Origin of the sequence: Nitrosospira sp. Is2 (assembly GCF_033095785.1) — a bacterium.
Taxonomy (GTDB): domain Bacteria; phylum Pseudomonadota; class Gammaproteobacteria; order Burkholderiales; family Nitrosomonadaceae; genus Nitrosospira.
Map to the genome: position 1 here is coordinate 2,638,727 of NZ_CP137134.1, position 21,786 is coordinate 2,660,512.

Sequence of the window (21,786 nt, forward strand, 5' to 3'; positions counted from 1 at the left end):
TGGTTAAAAACCGGTCTACTCAACTTGCACCAGGGTTAGGGGAGGGGGGGAACCTGGTGCTCGCTGAGTAGACCGGGGCTCTCCTCAGCTCACAGACCACAACTCTTTGCTGGTTTTCCTGGTGACGGCAACATCTGCAGTCGCGCAGCTATTATTGCAGAACAGGCGTTCGTATTCATTGTTTACGACGGTGTAACATTCACACACGGTATTTTCCAGCTCCTCGCGATCCAGCACGGCGATATGTCCACGGCTGTATTGAATGGCTCCAATCATCTGCAGCTTAAGGGCAGCCTGTGTTACACTTTCCCTGCGTACGCCCAACATGACAGCGATCTGCTCATGTGTCATCTGCAACTCATGACCGGGTAAACGATCAAGGCTCATCAGTAGAAAGCGGCATAGCTGCTGCTCGATGTTGTGATGGCGATTGCAAACTGCGTTTTGCGCAGTTTGCGTCATCAGTGCCTGGGTGAAGCACAACACCAGGTGTTGTAACTTTCCTTTCAAATCGAATTCTTGCTTTATTACGCTCGCTTTAACCCTGTACCCATCTCCCGCGCTTTGCACCACGACACCAGCCGGGGTGCCACCCCCACCCAATAGAGAGGAAATACCCGTAAGGCCCTCGTTGCCGATAATCGCAAGCCGTACCGATGCCCCATTTTGCATACCATACAAGGGCGCAACAATGCTGTTCGTCGGAAAATACAAGTGCGAAATAGGCGATCCCGGCTCATAAATTGTTTGGCCCAACGGCATCGCCGTGAATTCGAGATAAGGTAGAAGCCGCGCATAATCTTCCGCCGGCAGTGCGGCAAGAATCCGATTTTGCTTCGGGCTGTGCAGGGAAAACATAATTAAGATACCTCCTTGTATTGGGGCTGCGCCCAAGATTTATGCGTCGCTGAATTACGCGGTCAAGGCAGGGTCCGGAAACGTTAGCCTGACTCAACGTGTGCCACGCTTTCTCTCCTCGGCTGTTTGTTGGCCCGCCAAGCTTTTTTTATCAGATTCACCCCGGTTATTCGGGAACCCGTATCGGGAACACCACCCACGGTGAATCAATGTCTATTAAGCATTTTTCGTGCCATAATATAGAAATACTGATAAACAGCAACTTAAGATAAGCTCGGGACGGTCAGCTACGTTTTACTTGGTCCCCGGTTGTTGCCTTCCAGCAACTAAAAACGGATTTCCGACTTTAACTGCCTGAATAATAACGGTTTTATCATGTCTCCAGACGGAGACGATATAAAAACGTAAAATATTCAATCAGTTACAGCTTCACCAAGATCGGCACGAGACCCCGCGGTAACGGAATCGGCAGCCTCATCTGGCTGGAGTGACGTATCCAAGTTGTGTTACGTCTCCTCCCAGGTGATGTGATGCGACTGGGGTCGTGGGAACTACTCATGCCCAGCCGTAATTCGAGGTTCGATGTTGGAGTACGACCCGTACCAGATTGCACGCCAGTCAATCAGTACGGGACGCCTGTTTCTAAAGCTGCGGCGGGATTGAATTTTTGAGAAAAGTGTTGTATTGCAAACTGGACTGGATAGACTGGATGGGCTGGATGAATGGGATAAGTGAAGGCGGGGGTTCGAGTGGTATCAATCGTGCTTTCACGATTCTAAATGCAATTCTACGTTGTCAATTAACCGCGTTCCCCTCAACTGGGCTGCACCGAGCACTACCATGTCCTCGTCGCCCTCGTGCGCCGGGGCCAGGGTATGGGCGTGGCGTACAGAGATGTAATCGGTTTTCCAGCCGTGTTCAAAAAGAATTCCTGTTGCGTTTCTCTCCAGGTCATCAAAACATGTATTGCCCTTTTCTATTTGGCATTTGACTTGCGCCAAGACTTGATACAGCCGCGCCGCCTCGGCGCGTGTTTCGGGGGTAAGGTAGCGGTTGCGGGAGCTCAGGGCCAAATTATCGGGTGCACGAACAGTCTCCCCCGCAACAATTTCAAGAGAATAGTTGAACTGTCTCACCAGTTCCCGCACCAGGTGCAACTGCTGGTAATCTTTTTTGCCAAAGACCGCGATCTGCGGTTGCACAATATTGAAAAGCTTCAGCACCACCGTCGCCACCCCGCGGAAAAACCCGGGGCGAAACTCGCCTTCCAGGCTGTTTGCGAGGGGCGGGGGCTCGACCATAAATTCCTGAAGCACGGGATAGAGTGTGTGCTCGGAGGGCGCAAAGACCACGGATGTGCCCCACTGCTCCAATAGCTTACAGTCATCCGCCAGGGCTCGGGGATACCGGTCGAAGTCTTCAGTCGGCGAGAACTGCAGGCGATTTACAAAAATGCTGGTGACCACACAGTCTGCCTTCATCCGCGCAAGGTGAACAAGCGAGAGATGGCCGTCGTGCAAACCTCCCATGGTGGGCACAAGTGAGACGGAAGATTCGCGCTTAAGTCTCTCCCGCAAGGATGAGATGTCGCTCAGGACGTCCAACACTCAACCCAAGCTAAAACGCATGTTCTGGCCCTGGAAATTCGCCACTCTTGACGGCGCGCACATAATTTTTTGCCGCTTCATGGATACTGGTTGCCCCCGTCATAAAGTTTTTCATGAATCTGGCTTTCTTGCCGGAATAAATACCCAGCATGTCATAAAGTACCAACACCTGAGCCGAACAATTGGCTCCTGCGCCGATACCAATCGTTGGAATAGATAGCGTCCTGGTCACCTTTTCCGCCAGCACGGCGGGAACAACCTCCATCAAGAGCATACTTGCTCCCGCTTTTTCGAGGGCAACCGCGTCTTCCAGCACCTGTCGAGCCTGATAGTCAGTCGTGCCTTGGACCTTGTAGCCGCCTAACTGATGCACCGATTGCGGCGTTAATCCGATATGGGCACAGACAGGTATCCCGCGCTGCGTGAGGAATGCGACTGTTTCGGCCATAATGGCGCCGCCTTCGAGCTTGACCATATTTGCGCCCGCAGCCAAGAGCTCTGCGGCATTTTCGAATGTCGCTTCGGGACTTACCTGAGACGTGCCGAACGGCATGTCTGCCATAATGAGCGCCTTGCTCGACCCCCGCTTTACGCAGCGGGTGTGGTAAATCATGTCATCCAGGGTAACGGGCAGAGTGCTTTCTTCCCCCTGGAGTACGTTACCCAGAGAATCTCCCACCAGCAAGATGTCCACGCCGGCATTTTCCAGCAATGTCGCAAAGCTTGCGTCGTAGCACGTCAGGACGGCGATCTTCTCCCCATCGTCCCGCATTTTTTGTATAGCGTCTTGCGTGGTTCGCATGCCTGAACTCCTACTGTAGTGCATCGGATAGTCGAATAAAAATATCTGTACGCCGTAACCTCGCCGCCCCGACGCATTCATCCAGGGGCCGGGATCACAGGCGGGTGGAACGTGTTCGCGATGTTCGGGAGTTCCCTAGATCCCGAAATTAAAATATTCCCTGGGGCCGCGCATCTGCTCCACCTGTTTCAACAATAAATCAAAATCCTCCTGCCTATCAGCGAAATTTAAATTTTCGCTGTTTATGATCATCAAGGGGGCAGCTTCATATTGGTGAAAGAACCTCGTGTAAATATCCGCCAACTGCCATAAGTATTCTTCCGAAATTTTATTTTCAAAGGCGTTGCCTCGCCTTTTTACACGTTCGACTAGCGTGGAAGGAGACGCCTGCAAATAAATCACCAGGTCGGGCAGGGGCGCTTCCGGTTGCAGGTGATGATAAATTTTGCGGTACAGATCATACTCGGCATCATTTAACGTGAGCCTCGCGAACAGCGGATCCTTGTCAAGCATGAAGTCGCTCACGGTCGTATTGCTGAACATATCGATCTGAGCCAGTTCCTGGAGCTGATTAACTCGCTGAAACAAAAAAAACAATTGTGTAGAAAGGGCGTATCGGGGAATGTCCCCATAGAACTTTTCGAGAAACGGGTTTTCCGCGGGTTGTTCAAGCAGGAGTTCACAACCCAGGCGAGTAGCCATGCGGCGTGCCAGGCTGGTCTTGCCCGCGCCTATCGGTCCCTCGATAACGATGTAACGATAATCCGCGAGATTCACTTATCCCGGCTCTCTTTCGAGTTGCTGTCCGGAGCACGCCCTGAGCAATTCCGCGATGGCGCCGTAACCGGAAATGCGGCAGTCCGGCGCGATTTCGAAAAGCGGGCGTAGCACAAACGCCCGTTGATGCATACGCGGATGAGGCAGAGTCAGGTGACAGTCGCTGCAGTGCAGATCGTCGTACAGGAGGATGTCGAGATCGAGAGTCCGCGGGCCGTTGCGATATTCACGCACTCGCCCGTGGCCCTGCTCGATTTCGAGCAGGGCTTTAAGCAGATCGTGCGGCGGCAAGCCAGTTTCGATCAGCGCCACCGCGTTGATGAAATCTGGCTGATCCAGTTTTCCCACCGGGGCGGTGCGGTAGAGTGAGGAAAACGCCAGGAGGTGGCTCGACGGAAGACGCGCCAGCTCGTCCAGCGCCTTCCGGATTTGCGCTACAGGCTCGGCCATATTACTGCCCAGGCCGATATATGCCGCATGGTTAGTCGCGACGCGGTGCTGTGACATGTGACCTATTCCGAGGTCTCAACAATGGTGTTGTCGGCTGCCGCCGTATTGGCAGGGGCTGATTTTTTTCGGCCCCGAGTCCTTCGGCGCTTCCTTGGCGCGTCATCCTTCAGCAGCATGGCTTCGCGTTCTCCAGCGGGTGCATGCTGAAATTCTTCCCACCATTTGCCGAGCTCCATCTCTATCTCGCCACTTTCGCACCGCAATAACATGAAATCGTACGCTGCGCGAAAACGGGGATGTTCCAGCAAGCGAAACGGTCTGCGACCGGAGCGGCCCGTAAAGCGGGACTGCATCGCCCATATTTCCTTCATAATGGCATCGTATCTGCGCGGAATTGCCAGATTCTCGTTTTGCACCGCAAGCACGTCGCTCATCGCCTGATGCAGCGCATGGACTGGCTTCTCGCCAGTTGACTGACGTGCGTTCCAGGCCGCGAGCACTTCGTGCCAAAGCAAGGCGGCAAAAAGGAACCCGGGGGACACCGGCTTTTCCTTACGCACCCGCTCATCGGTATTTTTGAGCGCAAGCGTAATAAAGCGTTCGCCAAGTGGCTGCTCCAGTATCACGTCCAGCATTGGCAGCAGCCCATGGTGCAGCCCTCGGGTACGCAAATCCACCACACAGGATAACGCGTGACCGGACAGGAGCAGTTTCAACATCTCTTCAAATAATCGCGAGGGGGGCACATTCCGCAACAGCGGAGCAAGATCGCCAATTGGCGCGGCGGTATTTGGGTCTATCTGCATGTCGAGTTTGGCCGCAAGCCGAACCACGCGCAGCATCCGTATCGGATCTTCCCGGTAGCGCCGCACCGGGTCGCCAATGATTTTGAGGCGCCCCGCCTTGAGATCCTCATAGCCGTTCAAATAATCCCAGAGCTCTTCCTGGACCGGATCAAAAAATAGCGCGTTGACAGTGAAGTCGCGCCGTTTGGCGTCCTCCTCCTGGCTTCCGAATACGTTATCCCGCAATAGCCTTCCGTGCTCGTCGGCGTGAGCGTGAAGTGTCTCACCGTTTTCACCGTTACCCGAGGGACCTGGAAGACTTGGAAGACTTGGAGGACTTGGGGGACCTGAGGGACCGCCTCGAAAGGTCGATACTTCCACTGTCTCGGCCCCGCACATGACATGAACCAACCGGAAACGCCGGCCGATAATGCGCGAGCGGCGGAAAATCGCTCGCACTTCCTCAGGTGTGGCGTTTGTCGCCACATCAAAATCTTTTGGTTCCAGTCCGAGGAGCAGATCGCGAGCCGCTCCACCGACGATGAAAGCGGCGTATCCCGCTTCCTGCAAGCCGGACGTGACTTTCAACGCGCACGGGTGGATATGGTCACGTGCAATGCCGTGTTGTTCACGAGGAATGATACGCGGGCTGGAGGATGAGGCGCGCGTGGCGGAAGGGGCGGAGGTGTTACGGCCGAATACGCGGTGAAGAAGTTGACGGATCATTACGTACCAAGAAAAGCATCAAGTTGCCAATTATACACTTGGCGTCAAATCCGGCACGAAATGACGTCCGCGTCCCAGCGGGAGTTCGTTTATGCCGCATTGGTATAAAGTTTCAAGATTACCGCGGTTGAGCACCGTCTCTACCGGTCCGGCAATTGTGCTTCCATCATCGAACAGCATCAGAGCATGGTCGCAGAAGTGGCTAGCCCAGCCGACGTCGTGAAGCACCATTACCAATGCCTTGCCTTGCCGGGCCAATTCCCTGAACAACGCCATTACGCCCACCTGATGGCGCAAGTCCAGATGTTGCAGTGGTTCGTCCAGCAACAGGCATTGTGGCGACTGGGCAAGCAACAAGGCGATTCGCGCGCGTTGACGCTCTCCCCCGGATAGCGTGACGAGGGAGCGGCGGGCGATCCCCATCAGTTGCATGCGCTCCATGGCTCGAACCGTCATTTCGTGGTCGACGTCTCGAAAGCCGAACATATCGTTCAAGTGGGGGTGCCGCCCCAGCAATACATATTCAAACACATTCCCCCAGAAATCACCCGTTTCTTCCTGCAACAGGATGCCGAGATGGCGTGCAAGCTCGCGCCTGGCCCAAGCTCGGGGTGCCTTCCCTGCGACCATGATAGATGACGCGTAAGCTGCCTCAACGTCATGCAGACCACCCAGCGCGTGTATCAAAGTAGTCTTGCCGCAACCGTTCTGACCGAGTATCGCCCAGCATTCGCCTGGATGAATAGTCAAGGTCAAGTTACGGCACAGCAGTTTGCCAGGATATTCCAGAGTTAGATTGTTTGTTTGTAAAATCATTCATTGTTACCCGGCGAATCGAGTCGGGTTGATAAGCAGGTCCGGATGGGCGAACCTGAACGTAAAGGCTTGGTATCGGCCGGTTTACACCCGCAGGTATTCACTCCTTCTTCCAAGCCATCGCTGCACATGGCGTTGGGCATGGTCCGGGTAATCGCGCAACAATTGGTCTGCTGCGCCGCGGGCGGCCTCAAGCAACTCCTCATCTTTTTCAGGATCAGCAAAGCGCAGCATAGGAAGGCCGCTCTGACGGGCTCCCAAAAATTCGCCCGGGCCCCGAAGGCGGAGATCATGCCGCGCGATTTCAAAACCATCGTTTTGTTCGAATATAATCCTCAGCCTTTCCCGTGCCGTTGCTGACAGGGGTTTCTGGTACAGCAGTATGCATATTCCGCCTGTCGTGCCGCGCCCGACGCGCCCTCGCAGTTGGTGCAGTTGCGCCAGCCCCATGCGTTCCGCATGTTCGATGACCATTAGCGATGCATTAGGCACATCTACGCCAACTTCGATCACCGTCGTCGCCACTAGCAGCTGAATTTCGCCCTGCACAAAGGATTCCATAATCCCCGATTTTTCCCGCGGCGCGAGCCGCCCATGTATAAGGCCGATTTTTAATTCGGGAAAAGTCAGATTCAAAGTTTCGTACGTGTCGAGGGCGGTCTTAAGCTGCAAAGCGTCAGATTCTTCAATCAGCGGGCAGACCCAGTAAGCCTGTTTTCCGCTACCGCAGGCTTCCCGGATGCGTACCGTGACTTCGTCACGGCGGGTATCCGCGACCAGTCTGGTCACGACTGGTGTTCTGCCCGGCGGCAAGCCTTCTATGAGCGACACATCCAGATCGGCAAAGTAGCTCATCGAAAGTGTGCGGGGAATAGGCGTTGCACTCATCATTAACTGATGCGGCGTCGAGCCCGCCAAGTTGTTTCTGGACCCTTTCTCTCTTAACGCCAGCCGCTGGTGAACGCCAAAACGGTGTTGCTCGTCGATTACAGCCAGTCCGAGCCGGTTAAACTCCACCCGTTCCTGGAATAATGCATGGGTGCCGATCGCGAGCATGGCATTGCCTGAAGCGATATTGGCCAACATGATTTCCCGCTGTTTCTTTTTCTGCGTGCCGACTAACCAGGCAATTGTCACACCTAGCGGAGTAAGTAATGGGTCAAGCCACGCGCAAAGTTTTTGATAATGTTGCTCGGCAAGAATCTCGGTTGGTGCCAGCAGCGCCGCCTGGTAATCATTTTCGATAGCCTGCAGAACCGCGAGTGCGGCCACAATTGTTTTGCCACTGCCGACATCGCCCTGCAACAGCCGCTGCATTGGATGGGCTGTCGCGAGATCTCTGCTGATTTCCGAAAAGGCTTTCTTCTGCCCGTCGGTGAGCTGGAAAGGCAGTGATGCGAGCAGCGCTTTAGTCAACCTGTTCTTTGGCGGCAGAACAGGTGCGCTCGCATCGCGGCGCTGCAGATAATGCAAGCGCATGGATAGCTGTTGCGCCAGCAGTTCATCAAACTTGATGCGCTGCCATGCGGGGTGGCTGCGTTCCTGCAATAGATGGGCGGACGCGTCCGGCGACGGCTGGTGCAAGAAAATCACGCTGTCCCCAAAACCTCGAAGCCGATGTCGCGTTATAACCTGATCGGGCAGAGTTTCTGATAAGTGCGACTGCTTTTCGCCGTCCCTGTCCTGCGGTAGCGCTTGCAGAATCAGTTTGCGAATGGTGTCGGAGGAAAGACCCGCTGTCGCGGGATAAATCGGCGTGAGCGCGTCAGCGAGCGGTTCCTGTTCATATACAACGCGGCATTTGGGATGGACCATTTCGGGACCGAAAAAACCTTGACGTGCTTCACCCAGCACCCGCACTCGCTTGCCAACCGAATACGCATTTACCTGACTGCCATAAAAATTGAGAAAGCGTATCCAAAGCACACCGCTGCCGTCATCCACTCCGCAAACCAGTTGCCGCCGCGGGCGGTACATGACTTTATTGTCGATGATCGTGCCTTCGACCTGTACTGTTTTATGTTCAGGAAGGTCCCGGATAGGATAAAGATGGGTTTCATCCTCGTAACGCAATGGCAGATGCAGCACCAGATCGAACTCATCGGCGATACCTAATTTGGCGAGCTTCTCCTGTAGCGCCTTACCGCCAGGGCGATTGGCGGTTGGAATTGTCGAGGGTTTGATATCGACTTTCACTCAGCCAGTACCAGCACCGCATCCATTTCCACCAGCGCCCCACGCGGTAGTGCTGACACCCCGATCGCCGCCCGCGCCGGATAGGGCGCTGTGATGTAGCTTGCCATAATTTCGTTCACCTTCTGAAAGTTGCCAAGATCAGTCAGGTACACGTTCAATTTGACAATGTCGCTTAAATTTCCGCCGCTTGCGGCTGCCACGGCGGTCAGGTTTAGAAATACACGGTGAATCTGATCATCGATCCCGGCGACCATCTCCATAGAAACGGGGTCGAGGCCGATCTGTCCGGAAATATACACAGTGTCTCCCCCGCTGACCCGTATCGCCTGGGAATAAGTGCCGATCGCCTGGGGTGCGTCCGAAGTTTGAATCGTTCTTTTTTTCATTTGATCTCCTTGGGTTGGCGCCCCGATATAGAGGCTTGAAATTGAAACCGTAAAGACGGCCTTTGCGATATGATGACGAGAACTCCTTCATATTTCAACTATGCAAAAACTGATCATACAGGGCGGAGTGCCTCTGTCCGGTGAAGCGCATATTTCAGGTGCAAAAAATGCCGCACTGCCTATCTTATGCGCCTCTCTTCTTACCAGCGATACGCTCTCGATCGATAACGTCCCTCGCCTGAACGATGTGGCGACAATGCTGAGCCTGCTTCGCCAGTTGGGTGTGAGTATCGTGACAGACGGCGACGGCACGAGACTGACCGCTGCGACGCTAGCCAATGTTGTAGCGCCGTATGAAATGGTGAAGACTATGCGGGCCTCGATATTGGTACTGGGTCCGATGCTCGCGCGAGAGGGCGCGGCCCGGGTTTCGTTGCCGGGCGGCTGTGCTATCGGCTTGCGTCCCGTTGATCAGCATATCAAGGGGCTTCAGGCCATGGGGGCGGAGATTGAGATCGAGCATGGCTACATTGATGCAAAAGCAAAGCGGCTCAATGGCGCGCACATTGTTATGGATATCGTTACTGTCACAGGTACCGAAAATTTAATGATGGCCGCAACGCTCGCCGATGGGATCACGGTGCTCGAGAACGCGGCGCGCGAGCCAGAAGTAACGGACCTTGCGAATTGCCTGATCGCCATGGGCGCTAAAATTCACGGGGTCGGGAGCGATATCATTACGGTTGAAGGCGTTCCGGCCCTGCACGGCGCCAGCCATCGGGTCATGCCCGACCGCATTGAAACAGGTACGTTCCTTGTTGCCGCTGCAGCCAGCGGCGGCGAAATTTATCTCAGGGGAACTCGCTCTGACACGCTCGATGCGGTACTCGACAAGTTGATGGAAGCGGGGGCCGCGATCGAGTCGGGGGAAGACTGGATACATCTAAAAATGAATAATCCGCTGAAATCTACCAATTTACGTACAGCTCCCTATCCCGCCTTTCCCACCGATATGCAAGCTCAATTCATGGTTTTGAACAGCATTGCCACCGGAACCGCAATCATCACGGAGACTATATTCGAGAATCGTTTCATGCATGTGCAGGAATTAAAACGCATGAATGCAGACATCAAAGTAGAAGGGAACACCGCGGTGGTATGCGGGGTTGCCGCGCTGGATGGCGCGAACGTGATGGCGACCGACCTGCGCGCCTCCGCCAGCCTGGTACTCGCGGGCCTGATCGCAAAGGGCGAGACGGTAATCGATCGCATCTATCACCTCGATCGAGGCTATGAGCGGATTGAAGATAAGCTATCGCGGTTAGGGGCGAGAATCAGGCGTGCGGACCAGAAAATTCAAAGTAGTTTCGCGTAACGCAGTTGGGAAGTTCTTCAGCGCATCGAATGTGCCTTCTACGACTTTTCTACTTTTATTGCCGGGAAACAAAATAGCGGGCTACATTTTGCAGGTCACGCGTATCTACCGTACCGGCCGCTTTGCGTAACCGCAAATAGCTCAGGAGATAGTTGTAGCGTGCCTGCATCAGGTCAAGCTTTGCCTCAAAGAATTGTTGTTCGGCGTTGAGAATATCGATGTTGTTCCGCGTTCCGCCAATGGCGCTTTTCCTGGTCGCTTCGAGAAGAACATTCCGGGAGCTGACAGACGACACCAGCGCGTCGATTCGCCTTAAACTGCTAAGGTTGAGATTGAACTGTCTGCGCAATTCGATTAAAACCTGGTCCGTTCTCGAGTCCAGCTCAGCCTTTGCTCTTTCGTGATTTGACACGGCCTGGCTCGTCATTGCGTTGACCATGCCGCCGGCGTATATGGGAACATTTACCTGTACGCCGACGCTGCGGGTAAACGTGTCCAGTCCGAAAAAGATGATATTGTCCGACTTGGACTTGTTAATGCTGGCGACGAGATCGACGCGCGGCGCGTGACCGGCGCGCTGCTTGTTGATTTCCTGGCGCGCGACCTCTACTGCATGCCGTTGAGAGACAATCTCAGGGTTCTGCTCCAGGGCGATTTCTTTCCATTCCTCGAAGCTTGAGGGTAGCATTGGCTTCGCACGGAAATCATCCAGCAGCGGATTCACCAGCCTAATTTCCTCGCCAACGATGGACGCGAGTACGTTACGCGCATTCGTAAGATTATCGCGGGCCTCGATTACCTGTGCTTCGGCCAGATCGAAGCGTGCCTGTGTTTCCAGCATCTCGGTCCGGGTTCCCTCTCCCTTTTCGAACAGGCGTTCATTGGTTAAACGCTGTTCCGCATATGAATTCATCTGCGAAGACGTAAGCGCCAGCTGATCCTCTGCGAATCGGGCGTCCATATAGGCGGCTGCAAGCCGGACGATCAAGTCCTGGTTTCGCGTCACAAACTGGGCATCGGCCGCGCTGGTTTGCGCCAGCCCCTGCTTATAGCGGGCGAATGATTCAAAGTTGACCACCGGCTGACGCAACTGAAGGACAGCGGATTCGTTGCGGTAGGTCAGATGCTGAGCTGCCTGCCCCAATGAGGCGCGCTCCCCGTCTACCAAGTTGGTCGAATAGGTGCCGGACAGAACGGGTAGCAGACTGGCGCGACCAATCACCTTCAACTGCTGCCCGGCTTCGTTTTCATGCACCGCGGCCCGAAAGATGGCATCGTTGTTCAACGCGGCATCATAGGCCTGCATGAGCCCGAGAGCCGAAACGGTTTTGATTGGAAGTAGCGCGGTGAAAAAGGTCAGGATTATCCAGAGGCGGTATGGAACCACATGCATATTATTCTTCGGTCATCGACATTTTTATATGGTCAAGTATCGGCTTCAGTATGTAGTTTATCATGGTTCGTTCGCCTGTTTTCACGAACAAGTCCACAGGCATCCCCGGGCGAATCTGCAAATCGGCGATCAGTTTCATTCCTTCAGGCGCAACTTTGGCTCGCAGTTTATAGTAGGGGGCCCCCGTCTGTTCGTCGACAAATCGATCGGCGGAGACATGCGTTACCACGCCGGGAATATGCGGAGTCAGATTCCGATTGAACGCGGAGAAGATCAGCTCTACCGGGAGATCAGGGTGTACCTTATCGATTAAATGTACCGGCAGGTGCCCTTCCACGTCCAGCGAGTCACCGCTTGGTACGACATCCATCATTTTGAAACCCGGACTGATGACACCCCCGTGTGTAAATATCGCCAGGCCCACAACGGTGCCATCCACCGGGGCTTTTATTACGGCATTCGCCATGTCATAATCCAGCCCTTTGAGCTGATTGGCAAGTGCTTCCGCTTCCCGTTGCACATCCGATAGCTGAGTACGGACTTCCTTCTGGTATTCCTGTTGCCGCTGTATCCGGCGTAGTTTCAATTCCGCAATCTGGCGCTGCGTCCGGCCAATATTGCCAATATCCTCCGAGATCGCGCCGCTGATTTGAGCATAGGTCCGCTCTAAATCAAGCAACCGGTTACGTGCGACGTAGCCTTCTTTAGCCAGCTCTCGCATCCCTTCGAGTTGTTCCTTCAAAAGCGCCATTTGCTCTTTTTTATTGTCTCGTGATTCCTCCAGGCCAGTGGCCTGTAACTTCAAACCCGCAATATTCTCATCGAGCGCCGCTAATTCGCTTTTAATCGCCATTAATCGCGAACTCAACAACTGTTCCTGCATCCTCATATTATTCGCCACGCGCGGATCGTCTTTTTCGTGAAAGAGGTCCGGGGGGAAAACGATTTCCTCCGTTCCATCACGCTCTGCAATTAAGCGTGCCTCGGCCGCCCGCGCCGTGAAATATTTAACACGCATCATTTCGGCACTCGCGGTCACTTGGACGGCATTAAAGCGCACCAGGGGTTGGCCGGCCTTAACGTGGTCTCCCTCCTTTACCAGGATTGCTTCCACCGTACCACCGGTTGGATGCTGCACCGCCTTTCTGTTTGTCGATACCGTAACCGTGCCGCTGAGTGGAACGCCCTTGTCCAGCGGAGCAAGAAAAGCCCACAATAGAAATCCGCATACCCCGACGATGACGATCCACCATCCTAATCGTGTATAGGCCCGGGGATCCGTGTTAATGGCGTATGGTTTGATTTCTTCGCCATAAACGACCGCAGCTGACGCTGCGCCCGCATTATGCTGAAGCTTGTTTTGCATTTTCTACCTGTTTTGGCAATTGCTGGCTCATTCTGACCAACTCACGCTTGACTTGTTCACTTGGGCCAAACAGTTGGGCTACTCCATCGCGAAGAACCAGCAGCCTGGTTGTGGTACCCAGGGTGCTTTCCCGGTGAGTGATCATTACGATTGTTTTGCCGCGACTGCGCAGGTCATTGATGGCCCCGATCAGGGCCAATTCCCCCGTTTCATCCAGGTTGGAATTGGGCTCATCCAGTACAATGAGCGAGGGATCGCCGTAGATGGCGCGGGCCAGACCAAGGCGTTGTTTCTGACCTCCCGCGAGCCCGGCACCGTCCTCGCCCAGAGGGGTGTCATAGCCCTGGGGAAAACGCAGAATCATCTCATGCACGCCCGCACGCTGGGCCGCGATAACTACCTTCTCTGAATCGACCTCTCCGAAACGGGCTATGTTCTCGCTGACCGTCCCCGCGAATAATTCTATATCCTGTGGCAAATATCCAATGTAGGGGCCCAGTTCGTCCTTGTTCCACTGGTAAATGTCGGCTCCGTCCAAGCGAACCTTTCCCGCCATCGTGGGCCAGATACCAACCAGCAGTCGTGCGAGAGTGGATTTTCCTGCTCCGCTGGGCCCAATGATTCCCAGTACATCGCCTGGCGCAATTGAAAAACTCAGGTTTCTAAGAACGGGTCGGGTAGCGCCGGGCGGACCAGCCGTTACGGCTTCGGCCGAGAGTTTGCCACTCGGTTTTGGCAACGACATACCCGGCTCACGCATGGGATTGGCTTCCAGCAGGTCGCTCAAGCGCTGGTAGGCGCTGCGCGCCCCGCTCCAGTTTTTCCACCCCGAAATCAACTGCTCCACAGGACTTAACGCTCTACCCATCAGGATGGACGCGACAATCATTATCCCAGGCGTGATCTTGCCATCCAGCACGAGCAGCGCTCCGAGGCCCAGTATCAGCGATTGCAATGACATGCGTACAAACTTCGTGACTGCAGCGATTGTTCCTGCCTTTTCGCTTGCTTCCGCCTGCAATTGAAGGAAACGGCTATGCAGTCCAAACCAGCGCGACATCAAGTTGGGCAGCATGCCCATGGCGGCGATCACCTCCGCATTGCGAAGATTGTTGGTTGCGAGATTACTCGAAGCAACAGCCATGGTGCTAGCCTCTGTCAGCGGTTTCTTCGAGATTCTTTCGTTAAGGAACGCCAGGGCTACGAGAATGACAGTGCCGCCTAGGGCAAAGAAGCCCAATAACGGGTTGAACAAAAAAATAACCATGAGGTACACCGGAAACCAGGGCGCATCGAAGAATGCGAATAAGCCTTGGCCGGTCAAAAACTGGCGAATATTCGTCAAATCCTGCAACGCTTGCCCGGCGTTACCGCCACCACGTTTCAGGTTTTGCTCGAACGCTGCCGCGTATACGCGTTTGTTCATCCTCATATCGAATTGCGCGCCGACCCGGATCAGCACGAAGCTGCGCACGAATTCCAGCGAGCCCATCAGTAGATACGCGCCAACGACCATCAGTGTCAGCATCAACAGAGTGGTCTCGTTGCGGCTCGCCAATACTCTGTCGTAGACCTGCAACATGTAAAGGGCGGGGACGAGTAAAAGCAGGTTGATGATCGCGCTGAAGACGCCAACGGTCGCGAATATCCGCTTATATCCGACGAGGGTTCGAGCGATTTCCGTTTGGGGCATTTGGGGCAACTTGTATGCGGGATTCATCTAAAGAACGGCCTCATAAATATCGTTATTATTCTTGTCCAGACAGCCGGTAAAAAGCAGTTCGCTGAAGTGCTTTATCCTAATAAGTCGGCGGGGTCCGACTGTTGGGAGCATTAAGGCTGAGCGGTTCTTTGCCACTCGCCGCATTCTTCGCTCAGGCTTTTGGTGGGGCGGAAGGTTACATATATTTACTTATGGATTTTTACCCAAATAAACCAATCTTAACTAATCGTCCTCTAACTTATACGATGGAAAATTGTTTCGTCTGTTCGATGCCGCACTTAGGCGCAGAGGTTGGATATTAGGAAATGATGAAGGTGCAGAATAAATGCGCAGCGCCACGCGGGTTGATACCGGTGCTGTAGTAAATCGACCTTTCGCTGTGTCTGGGTACTGTCCTAGCCTTTGGCTCCGCCGGGCATGGATGAGTTTGGTGCAAATGTCGTCGTTTGGATACAGGTGTTGAAAGCGACGGCGGATAACGGCATTACGCGTCAGTTATCCTTAAGAAAATAAACGAAGTGTCTCCGTCAGACGACAAACGCATTTAGAGCTGTTATAACGCCAGTATTCGGGGAAAAAAGAAGGGTTTTCGATTTTGGGTGCATTTCACATGTCGGTTTGCAGCGACGCAATGAGGCTTCTCTGGATGGGTATTTGCTTGGGTACGCGGCTTATGCCTTATGAACTGCTGAGCATGATCTCGAACAAACCTTTGTTTATATAAGGCGACACATTTTTCTGGCACGGGAAATGCTGTTGATTCAAATGCGGCCCGAAAGGGCGGCATAACGGGGTAGTTATAAAGTTGTGAGGGAGCAGCCTTTATTCCGTTGAACTCCAGTAACTGTCATTTATAAAAAATAAAAGCTTAAAAGCTTTAAGGCAGAGCCCATTCGGGCAATTACTTTTTAAAAATATATAACAGGAGATTCAAATGGCTAATATCACAGGCACTCGCCGCAACGACGTTCTTAACGGTACTCCCTTTGGCGACACGATCCACGGGCTGGACGGAAATGATCGCATCGACGGAAAAAGCGGCAATGATCGCCTCTACGGCGACGATGGCAACGATACGATATCGGGCGGCCGGGGTAACGACCAACTGTTTGGGGGTGACGGCAACGACACGCTGAATGGTGGCGATGGCAACGACCGGCTCTTTGGCGATGATGAAAAGAAGGACTACGACAAGGACGACAAGGACGACAAGGACGACAAGGGTCATCGAGGCCGGAATGATGACGTGCTCTATGGCGGCGACGGGAATGACTACCTTGATGGCGGCAAGGGCAACGACAAACTGTACGGCGGCGACGGCAACGACACCCTGTATGGCGGCACCGGGGACGACCGGTTGTTTGGTGACGATGAAAGTGGCAAGAACGACAAGTACGATGACAAGAACGACAAGGGCGACCGCACCCAGAATAATGACGTGCTGTATGGCGGCGACGGGAATGATTACCTGGACGGCGGCAAGGGCAACGACAAACTGTACGGCGGCGACGGCAACGATACGCTTTATGGCGGCAAGGGCGACGACCGGCTCTTTGGCGATGATGAGAGTGGCAAGAACGACAGGTACGATGACAAGAACGACAAGGGCGACCGCACCCAGAATAATGACGTGCTCTACGGCGGCGACGGGAATGACTACCTGGACGGCGGCAAGGGCAATGACAAATTGTACGGCGGGGACGGCAACGACACGCTGTACGGCGGCAAGGGCGACGACCGGCTCTTTGGCGATGATGAAAAGAAGGACTACGACAAGGACGACAAGGACTACGACAAGGACGACAAGGGGTACTATGCCCGGAATAACGACGTGCTCTATGGCGGCGACGGGAACGACTACCTGGACGGCGGCAAGGGCAACGACAAGCTCTTTGGCGGCGACGGCAATGACACGCTGTACGGCGGCAAGGGCGACGACCGGCTCTTTGGCGATGATGAAGAAAAGAAGGACGACGACAAGGACGACCACAAGGACGACGACAAGGGGTCCTATGGCCGGAATAATGACGTGCTCTATGGCGGCGACGGGAATGACTACCTGGACGGCGGCAGGGGCAACGACAAACTGTACGGTGGCGACGGCAATGACAAGCTCTATGGTGGCAAAGGCGATGACCTTCTGGTGGGTGGCAAGGGCAATGACACCATCGATGGAGGCAGTGGCCACGATACCATCGTATTTAGCGGAGTAACGTCCTGGAGCAACGGCTTCGATCGCATCGAAGGGTTTGAATCAAAGGATGATACGTTGCAATTCAGCCTGAAAGACGTCAATGACGCGATATGGGGCAGCCGGAACGATTTGGACGCGGGCAGACTCGATGAGGACAATTTCGCCAGCAACAGATCGGGTAAAGCTGAAGATCGGGACGACTACTTTGTCTACAATGAAAAAACAGGCGTTCTGTCATTCGACGCTGACGGCAGTGGACGGGGTGACGCCGTTCAGTTGGCAACGATAGTCGGACATCCCGATGTTAATGAACACGATATCGTGTTGGTCTGAGGCGTTTGAGAAGCAACCAGGCTATCAAAGGTATGAGGTTCTATTCTTGAGAAAGAACGGTACCTGAACCGGTGATGAGATTGCCCCGTGGCGAAGGCCGCGGGGCAATTTTTCATCGTGGCGCGAATCTTGCAAAAGGACCTCGAACGTGTGCTTTATGGCTGGTTATCACATGGTGACGTTCGGCCTGGTTTTCGTTTTTAAGTGGAAGTGATCTGAGGCGTCCGCCCGGGGTGAGCGATGATCGCGCCTTTATGGCGTAGAGATTAACCGGAGCTGATTAGTCGGGCAGCGCGATTATCTTAACCGCATCATCCACCCTTTTCCCATGCATCCCCCGCAAAGTTCACATGCGTCCCCGCAAAGAGACGCCGGTGAAGCGGGCTTGGTGAAGCGGTTTTTCTATCAGGGAAGCGTCAACGCGACTCGGAATCCGAGGTAACGCATGCGCTTGCTCGTGTCGAACCAGTTGCGGGTAGTTACGCGCATATCCTCCGGCCTGTGATTCCACGACCCCCCAAAAAACAGGCGTCTCGCGCAATTATCCTTCCAGCAACTGTCCGTCCATTGCCAGACATTACCTATCGTGTCATAAAGTCCGAAAGCATTCGGCTTAAAACTGCCAACAGGCGCCGTTTTTTTGTTATCCCACTCGCTCCCGCAGCCATCGCAATTGGCATTATTACGTCCAACGTCGTTCCCCCAGTAGTAGTTGGTGGTAGAACCCGCGCGTGCGGCAATTTCCCATTCCTCCCCGGTGGGCAATCGGTACGCTTTGCCGGTCTTGCGTGACAGCCACTGAACGTAGGCTTGAGCATCGTTCCAGCTTACGTTGATCACGGGCCTGCTGCCGCGCCCCCAGCCATTGTCCGGCGGCTGGTAACCCCCGCAGCCACCGTCAGCAGCGCACTTGTCCCACTCCGCAAAGGTAACAGTGTATTTCCCGATTGCAAATTTAGCACCTGGAACAGGTATCATTTCCGGACAATCGGCGCACGAGAGGCCATCCGGACCGCCGGGGGCGGCTGAAGACTGAGGGGCAGTAACGCGCGGCTCACCTGATTCATGCTGAGCAGCCAGATGCGTTGCAGATTCGGAAACCACTGTGTCTTGTATGGCTGCCATTACAAATCCACCGTTCGCCGTCCAGCTTTCGTATGCAGAATGGTCACGAGTGCCCAAGTCGATTTGCTGCCCCGGTGGCGGGGGAGCCTCGCCTTTGCCAGTAGTCAGCGTTGCGATCAGGCTAACACCTTGAGCTTCTGCGGAAAGACTGGACGGAAACGCCCCACCCTTAGCCGACACCGACGGGATCAGGAAAAGCAGAAACAGTAGTGATGCTGATTTCATCAAATATCTCTTGAAGCCAATCCGAATATCAGCGCACATACATGAATACGCTGGCTAAATCGCTTACCAGATCTATCCAGCCCCTGTTGTGCGCGTTTCTAAAAGCGAATGGTAGCCGATGCTGATCAGGATGGCGAGGAGCAGGGTAATCCGAGCGTTGCCTACACGCGGCAATGCGCCGCCAGGTGTGAATGGCAGGTTGTCGAGGAGGGGACGCAGGTCATTTTACCTGACTCTTAAGATCATTTTATCCTCTAACTGGAGAACGTCCACATTGCGCAAAAAATTCTGCCCGAGCAGTCCAATGTCGCCGTGTATACCCACCCCGACATTGAGGCCCTCCACTACAATACCGCCGGCTTCTACAGTCTGTCCCGACACAATCTCACCTGCGACTGTCCCGCCTGCGGTTGAGAAACTGGCAGGGCTCCCGGCAGGCAGGTTAGCCTTGCGGGCAACCGTCCGGCTGATGGATACTGTGGTGGCGCCGGTATCAACCATAAAATCCATAGTATGACCGTGAATCACGCCGCGCACGTAATAATGCCCATCCCTCGATCGGGGGATGACTACCTGACCGCCCAGATCCGCCCTGGCGGTGACAATCGTTGGTTTCTGCCGGGCATCGAAATATAGATAAGCCGCACCAGAGAGCGCGATCCAGATTGCGAGAGCAGCCAGGTGGCCCCAGGCGAGATGGGTACTCATGGCAATAATGTTGCGTTAAATAGGCTCAGGCTTAGTTTCGCTTTAGCAGTACGACAAAGAAGCCAGTTATGCAGAATCCACGACTGAGTTACCGGCTGATCGGCTTGAATCTGATCCGCTTTGGTTTCGCGCCTTCCTCCCCCAGACGTTTGCGCTTGTCGGCTTCATATTCCTGGTAGTTGCCGTCGAAAAATGTTACCTGCGAGTTACCTTCAAACGCCAGAATATGGGTAGCGATGCGGTCGAGGAACCACCGGTCATGCGATATTACGAGGACGCAACCGGCGAATGCCAGTAACGCATCTTCCAGGGCGCGCAAGGTCTCAACGTCGAGGTCATTGGAGGGTTCATCCAGCAACAGCACGTTTCCGCCGGAAATAAGCATTTTTGCCAGATGAAGGCGTCCACGCTCGCCGCCTGAAAGATTTTCCACCATCTTCTGCTGATCTCCGCCCTTGAAGTTGAAACGTCCCAGGTATGCGCGGGCGGGTGTTTCGTATTTGCCGACCGTGAGTATGTCGCGCCCCTCGGAGATGGTATCGAAAACGGTTTTGCCTCCTTCCAAAGCATCGCGGGACTGATCCACATGCGCTATTTTGACGGTCGAACCGATCTCAACTTCGCCTGAGTCCGGGCGTTCCTTGCCGGTGATCATGCGAAACAGGGTAGATTTACCCGCACCGTTGGGGCCAATGATGCCGACGATTCCTCCAGCCGGAATTTTGAAGCTCAAGTCATCAATAAGAAGACGATCGCCATAGGCTTTCGAAACTCCCTTGAACTCGATTACTTCATTGCCGAGCCTGTCCGCAACGGGAATGAATATTTCCTGAGTCTCATTACGCTTCTGATACTCCTGCGAGTTGAGCTCCTCAAACCGGGCAATACGCGCTTTAGATTTCGCCTGGCGTCCCTTGGCATTTTGGCGTACCCACTCGAGTTCCTGTTTCAGCGATTTTTGTCGGGCGGACTCGGCGGATTCTTCCTGTTTCAAACGATCTCCCTTCTGTTCGAGCCATGAGCTGTAATTTCCCTTCCAGGGAATACCATGGCCTCGATCAAGTTCCAATATCCACTCTGCCGCGTTGTCGAGAAAATAACGGTCGTGCGTGACTGCCACGACGGTCCCCGCAAAGCGCGTGAGAAATTGCTCGAGCCATTCCACCGATTCAGCGTCGAGGTGATTGGTGGGCTCGTCCAGCAACAACATGTCCGGTTTCGAGAGCAGTAGCTTGCATAACGCAACGCGGCGTTTCTCGCCGCCGGAAAGATTCTTGATCGCGGCGTCCCATTCGGGCAGACGCAGCGCATCAGCTGCAATTTCCATCTGCTGGCCGGAGTCTCCGCCACCCGTGGCGAGAATCGCCTCCAATCGGGACTGCTCCGAAGCGAGCGCATCGAAGTCTGCGTCCGGTTCGGCATATGCCGCATAGACTTCGTCAAGCCGGCGCTGGGCGCTAAACACGTCTCCCAGCCCTTCCTGCACCGCGTCGCGCACGGTCTGGCCGGGATCGAGCTCGGGTTCCTGCGGGAGATAGCCGATTTTGAGGTTGGGCATCGCCGTCACCTCGCCTTCGATATCCTTGTCTACCCCCGCCATGATTTTGAGCACAGTCGATTTGCCGGAACCGTTCAGGCCAAGCAATCCTATCTTGGCGCCGGGAAAGAAAGAAATGGAAATATCCTTGATAATCGTTCGTCGGGGTGGAACAACCTTGCCGACACGATTCATGGTGAGCACATACTGAGCCATAAATTAACTGAAGAATGAAATTGGTCAAGTTTAACCCATGGGGATGCTCGGCATGAAACTTTGCATAAACGCTATCGGGAAAAACGAAACAACTTAGCGGGAATTGCCGTTCTCTGGTGGCGAAGGGTCGCCAGCATATGGCTAAATATTGGCATTCGTCGAAACTAGATGTAGAAAATTCGATAGAG

Annotated in this window: 17 protein-coding genes; 2 read left to right on the top strand and 15 right to left on the bottom strand. The window is 54.3% G+C overall.

Features of this window, described 5'->3' with window-relative positions:
- Positions 1-84 precede the first annotated feature (84 nt).
- From R5L00_RS11615 to R5L00_RS11655, 9 genes are all read right to left on the bottom strand, one after another.
- Entirely contained in the window at positions 85-858 is a 774-nt protein-coding gene (locus R5L00_RS11615; RefSeq protein WP_107694326.1) for a Crp/Fnr family transcriptional regulator, read from the bottom strand.
- 767 nt (positions 859-1,625) lie between these two features.
- A complete protein-coding gene (panC, locus tag R5L00_RS11620; protein WP_317654174.1) occupies positions 1,626-2,462 on the bottom strand; it encodes a pantoate--beta-alanine ligase in 837 nt (278 codons plus the stop codon).
- Between the two features lie 13 nt (positions 2,463-2,475).
- Positions 2,476-3,267, bottom strand: coding sequence for a 3-methyl-2-oxobutanoate hydroxymethyltransferase (panB, locus tag R5L00_RS11625; RefSeq protein ID WP_317651824.1), 792 nt, complete (start codon positions 3,265-3,267; stop codon positions 2,476-2,478).
- A gap of 135 nt (positions 3,268-3,402) precedes the next feature.
- On the bottom strand, positions 3,403-4,044 hold the full coding sequence (locus R5L00_RS11630; RefSeq protein WP_317651826.1) for a deoxynucleoside kinase: 642 nt from the start codon (positions 4,042-4,044) through the stop codon (positions 3,403-3,405).
- Entirely contained in the window at positions 4,045-4,551 is a 507-nt protein-coding gene (gene folK, locus R5L00_RS11635) for a 2-amino-4-hydroxy-6-hydroxymethyldihydropteridine diphosphokinase (RefSeq protein ID WP_107694323.1), read from the bottom strand. It abuts the gene before it with no gap.
- A gap of 5 nt (positions 4,552-4,556) precedes the next feature.
- A complete protein-coding gene (gene pcnB / locus R5L00_RS11640) occupies positions 4,557-6,005 on the bottom strand; it encodes a polynucleotide adenylyltransferase PcnB (RefSeq protein WP_317651828.1) in 1,449 nt (482 codons plus the stop codon).
- Between the two features lie 30 nt (positions 6,006-6,035).
- The gene (locus tag R5L00_RS11645; protein ID WP_107694321.1) at positions 6,036-6,821 is read right to left on the bottom strand and encodes an ABC transporter ATP-binding protein; all 786 of its coding nucleotides are present in this window, start codon (positions 6,819-6,821) and stop codon (positions 6,036-6,038) included.
- 84 nt (positions 6,822-6,905) lie between these two features.
- Positions 6,906-9,017 carry an ATP-dependent DNA helicase RecG gene (recG, locus tag R5L00_RS11650; RefSeq protein ID WP_317651829.1) on the bottom strand — a complete coding sequence of 704 codons (2,112 nt, stop codon included), beginning with the start codon at positions 9,015-9,017 and terminating at the stop codon, positions 6,906-6,908.
- Positions 9,014-9,403, bottom strand: coding sequence for a Rid family detoxifying hydrolase (locus tag R5L00_RS11655; RefSeq protein ID WP_317651830.1), 390 nt, complete (start codon positions 9,401-9,403; stop codon positions 9,014-9,016). The genes recG and R5L00_RS11655 overlap by 4 nt, the downstream gene beginning before the upstream one ends.
- A 100-nt stretch (positions 9,404-9,503) precedes the next feature.
- Here R5L00_RS11655 and murA point away from each other — a divergent pair, with 100 nt between their 5' ends.
- Complete coding sequence (gene murA / locus R5L00_RS11660) at positions 9,504-10,778, top strand: UDP-N-acetylglucosamine 1-carboxyvinyltransferase (RefSeq protein WP_317651831.1); 1,275 nt, start codon at positions 9,504-9,506, stop codon at positions 10,776-10,778.
- Positions 10,779-10,833: 55 nt separating this feature from the next.
- Here the strand turns inward: murA and R5L00_RS11665 are convergent, their stop codons facing one another.
- From R5L00_RS11665 to R5L00_RS11675, 3 genes are read right to left on the bottom strand one after another with little or no spacing between them, the layout of a single operon-like run.
- Positions 10,834-12,171, bottom strand: coding sequence for a TolC family outer membrane protein (locus R5L00_RS11665; RefSeq protein ID WP_107694318.1), 1,338 nt, complete (start codon positions 12,169-12,171; stop codon positions 10,834-10,836).
- A 1-nt stretch (position 12,172) separates the two neighbouring features.
- Positions 12,173-13,537 carry an HlyD family type I secretion periplasmic adaptor subunit gene (locus tag R5L00_RS11670; protein ID WP_107694317.1) on the bottom strand — a complete coding sequence of 455 codons (1,365 nt, stop codon included), beginning with the start codon at positions 13,535-13,537 and terminating at the stop codon, positions 12,173-12,175.
- Positions 13,515-15,257, bottom strand: a complete 1,743-nt coding sequence (locus R5L00_RS11675) for a type I secretion system permease/ATPase (protein WP_317651833.1) — start codon at positions 15,255-15,257, stop codon at positions 13,515-13,517. The genes R5L00_RS11670 and R5L00_RS11675 overlap by 23 nt, the downstream gene beginning before the upstream one ends.
- Positions 15,258-16,194: 937 nt before the next feature.
- On the opposite strand from R5L00_RS11675, the gene R5L00_RS11680 reads away from it, so the two are divergent.
- Entirely contained in the window at positions 16,195-17,787 is a 1,593-nt protein-coding gene (locus tag R5L00_RS11680) for a calcium-binding protein (protein WP_317651835.1), read from the top strand.
- A 405-nt stretch (positions 17,788-18,192) separates the two neighbouring features.
- On the opposite strand, the gene R5L00_RS11685 is transcribed toward R5L00_RS11680, so the two are convergent.
- From R5L00_RS11685 to ettA, 3 genes are all read right to left on the bottom strand, one after another.
- Positions 18,193-19,137: a formylglycine-generating enzyme family protein gene (locus R5L00_RS11685; protein ID WP_219907519.1), complete on the bottom strand. Its 945-nt coding sequence runs from the start codon at positions 19,135-19,137 to the stop codon at positions 18,193-18,195.
- A 225-nt stretch (positions 19,138-19,362) separates the two neighbouring features.
- A complete protein-coding gene (locus R5L00_RS11690; RefSeq protein WP_107694314.1) occupies positions 19,363-19,845 on the bottom strand; it encodes a TIGR02281 family clan AA aspartic protease in 483 nt (160 codons plus the stop codon).
- A gap of 88 nt (positions 19,846-19,933) precedes the next feature.
- Positions 19,934-21,598, bottom strand: a complete 1,665-nt coding sequence (ettA, locus tag R5L00_RS11695) for an energy-dependent translational throttle protein EttA (RefSeq protein ID WP_107694313.1) — start codon at positions 21,596-21,598, stop codon at positions 19,934-19,936.
- Positions 21,599-21,786 lie beyond the last annotated feature (188 nt).

Coding starts and splice junctions, on each gene's coding strand:
- folK (WP_107694323.1), bottom strand. CDS start 4,551: ATGTCACAGCACCGCGTCGCGACTAACCATGCGGCATATATCGGCCTG.
- R5L00_RS11670 (WP_107694317.1), bottom strand. CDS start 13,537: ATGCAAAACAAGCTTCAGCATAATGCGGGCGCAGCGTCAGCTGCGGTC.
- R5L00_RS11665 (WP_107694318.1), bottom strand. CDS start 12,171: ATGCATGTGGTTCCATACCGCCTCTGGATAATCCTGACCTTTTTCACC.
- R5L00_RS11615 (WP_107694326.1), bottom strand. CDS start 858: ATGTTTTCCCTGCACAGCCCGAAGCAAAATCGGATTCTTGCCGCACTG.
- murA (WP_317651831.1), top strand. CDS start 9,504: ATGCAAAAACTGATCATACAGGGCGGAGTGCCTCTGTCCGGTGAAGCG.
- ettA (WP_107694313.1), bottom strand. CDS start 21,598: ATGGCTCAGTATGTGCTCACCATGAATCGTGTCGGCAAGGTTGTTCCA.
- R5L00_RS11680 (WP_317651835.1), top strand. CDS start 16,195: ATGGCTAATATCACAGGCACTCGCCGCAACGACGTTCTTAACGGTACT.
- R5L00_RS11655 (WP_317651830.1), bottom strand. CDS start 9,403: ATGAAAAAAAGAACGATTCAAACTTCGGACGCACCCCAGGCGATCGGC.
- pcnB (WP_317651828.1), bottom strand. CDS start 6,005: ATGATCCGTCAACTTCTTCACCGCGTATTCGGCCGTAACACCTCCGCC.
- R5L00_RS11645 (WP_107694321.1), bottom strand. CDS start 6,821: ATGATTTTACAAACAAACAATCTAACTCTGGAATATCCTGGCAAACTG.
- R5L00_RS11685 (WP_219907519.1), bottom strand. CDS start 19,137: ATGAAATCAGCATCACTACTGTTTCTGCTTTTCCTGATCCCGTCGGTG.
- panB (WP_317651824.1), bottom strand. CDS start 3,267: ATGCGAACCACGCAAGACGCTATACAAAAAATGCGGGACGATGGGGAG.
- R5L00_RS11690 (WP_107694314.1), bottom strand. CDS start 19,845: ATGAGTACCCATCTCGCCTGGGGCCACCTGGCTGCTCTCGCAATCTGG.
- R5L00_RS11675 (WP_317651833.1), bottom strand. CDS start 15,257: ATGAATCCCGCATACAAGTTGCCCCAAATGCCCCAAACGGAAATCGCT.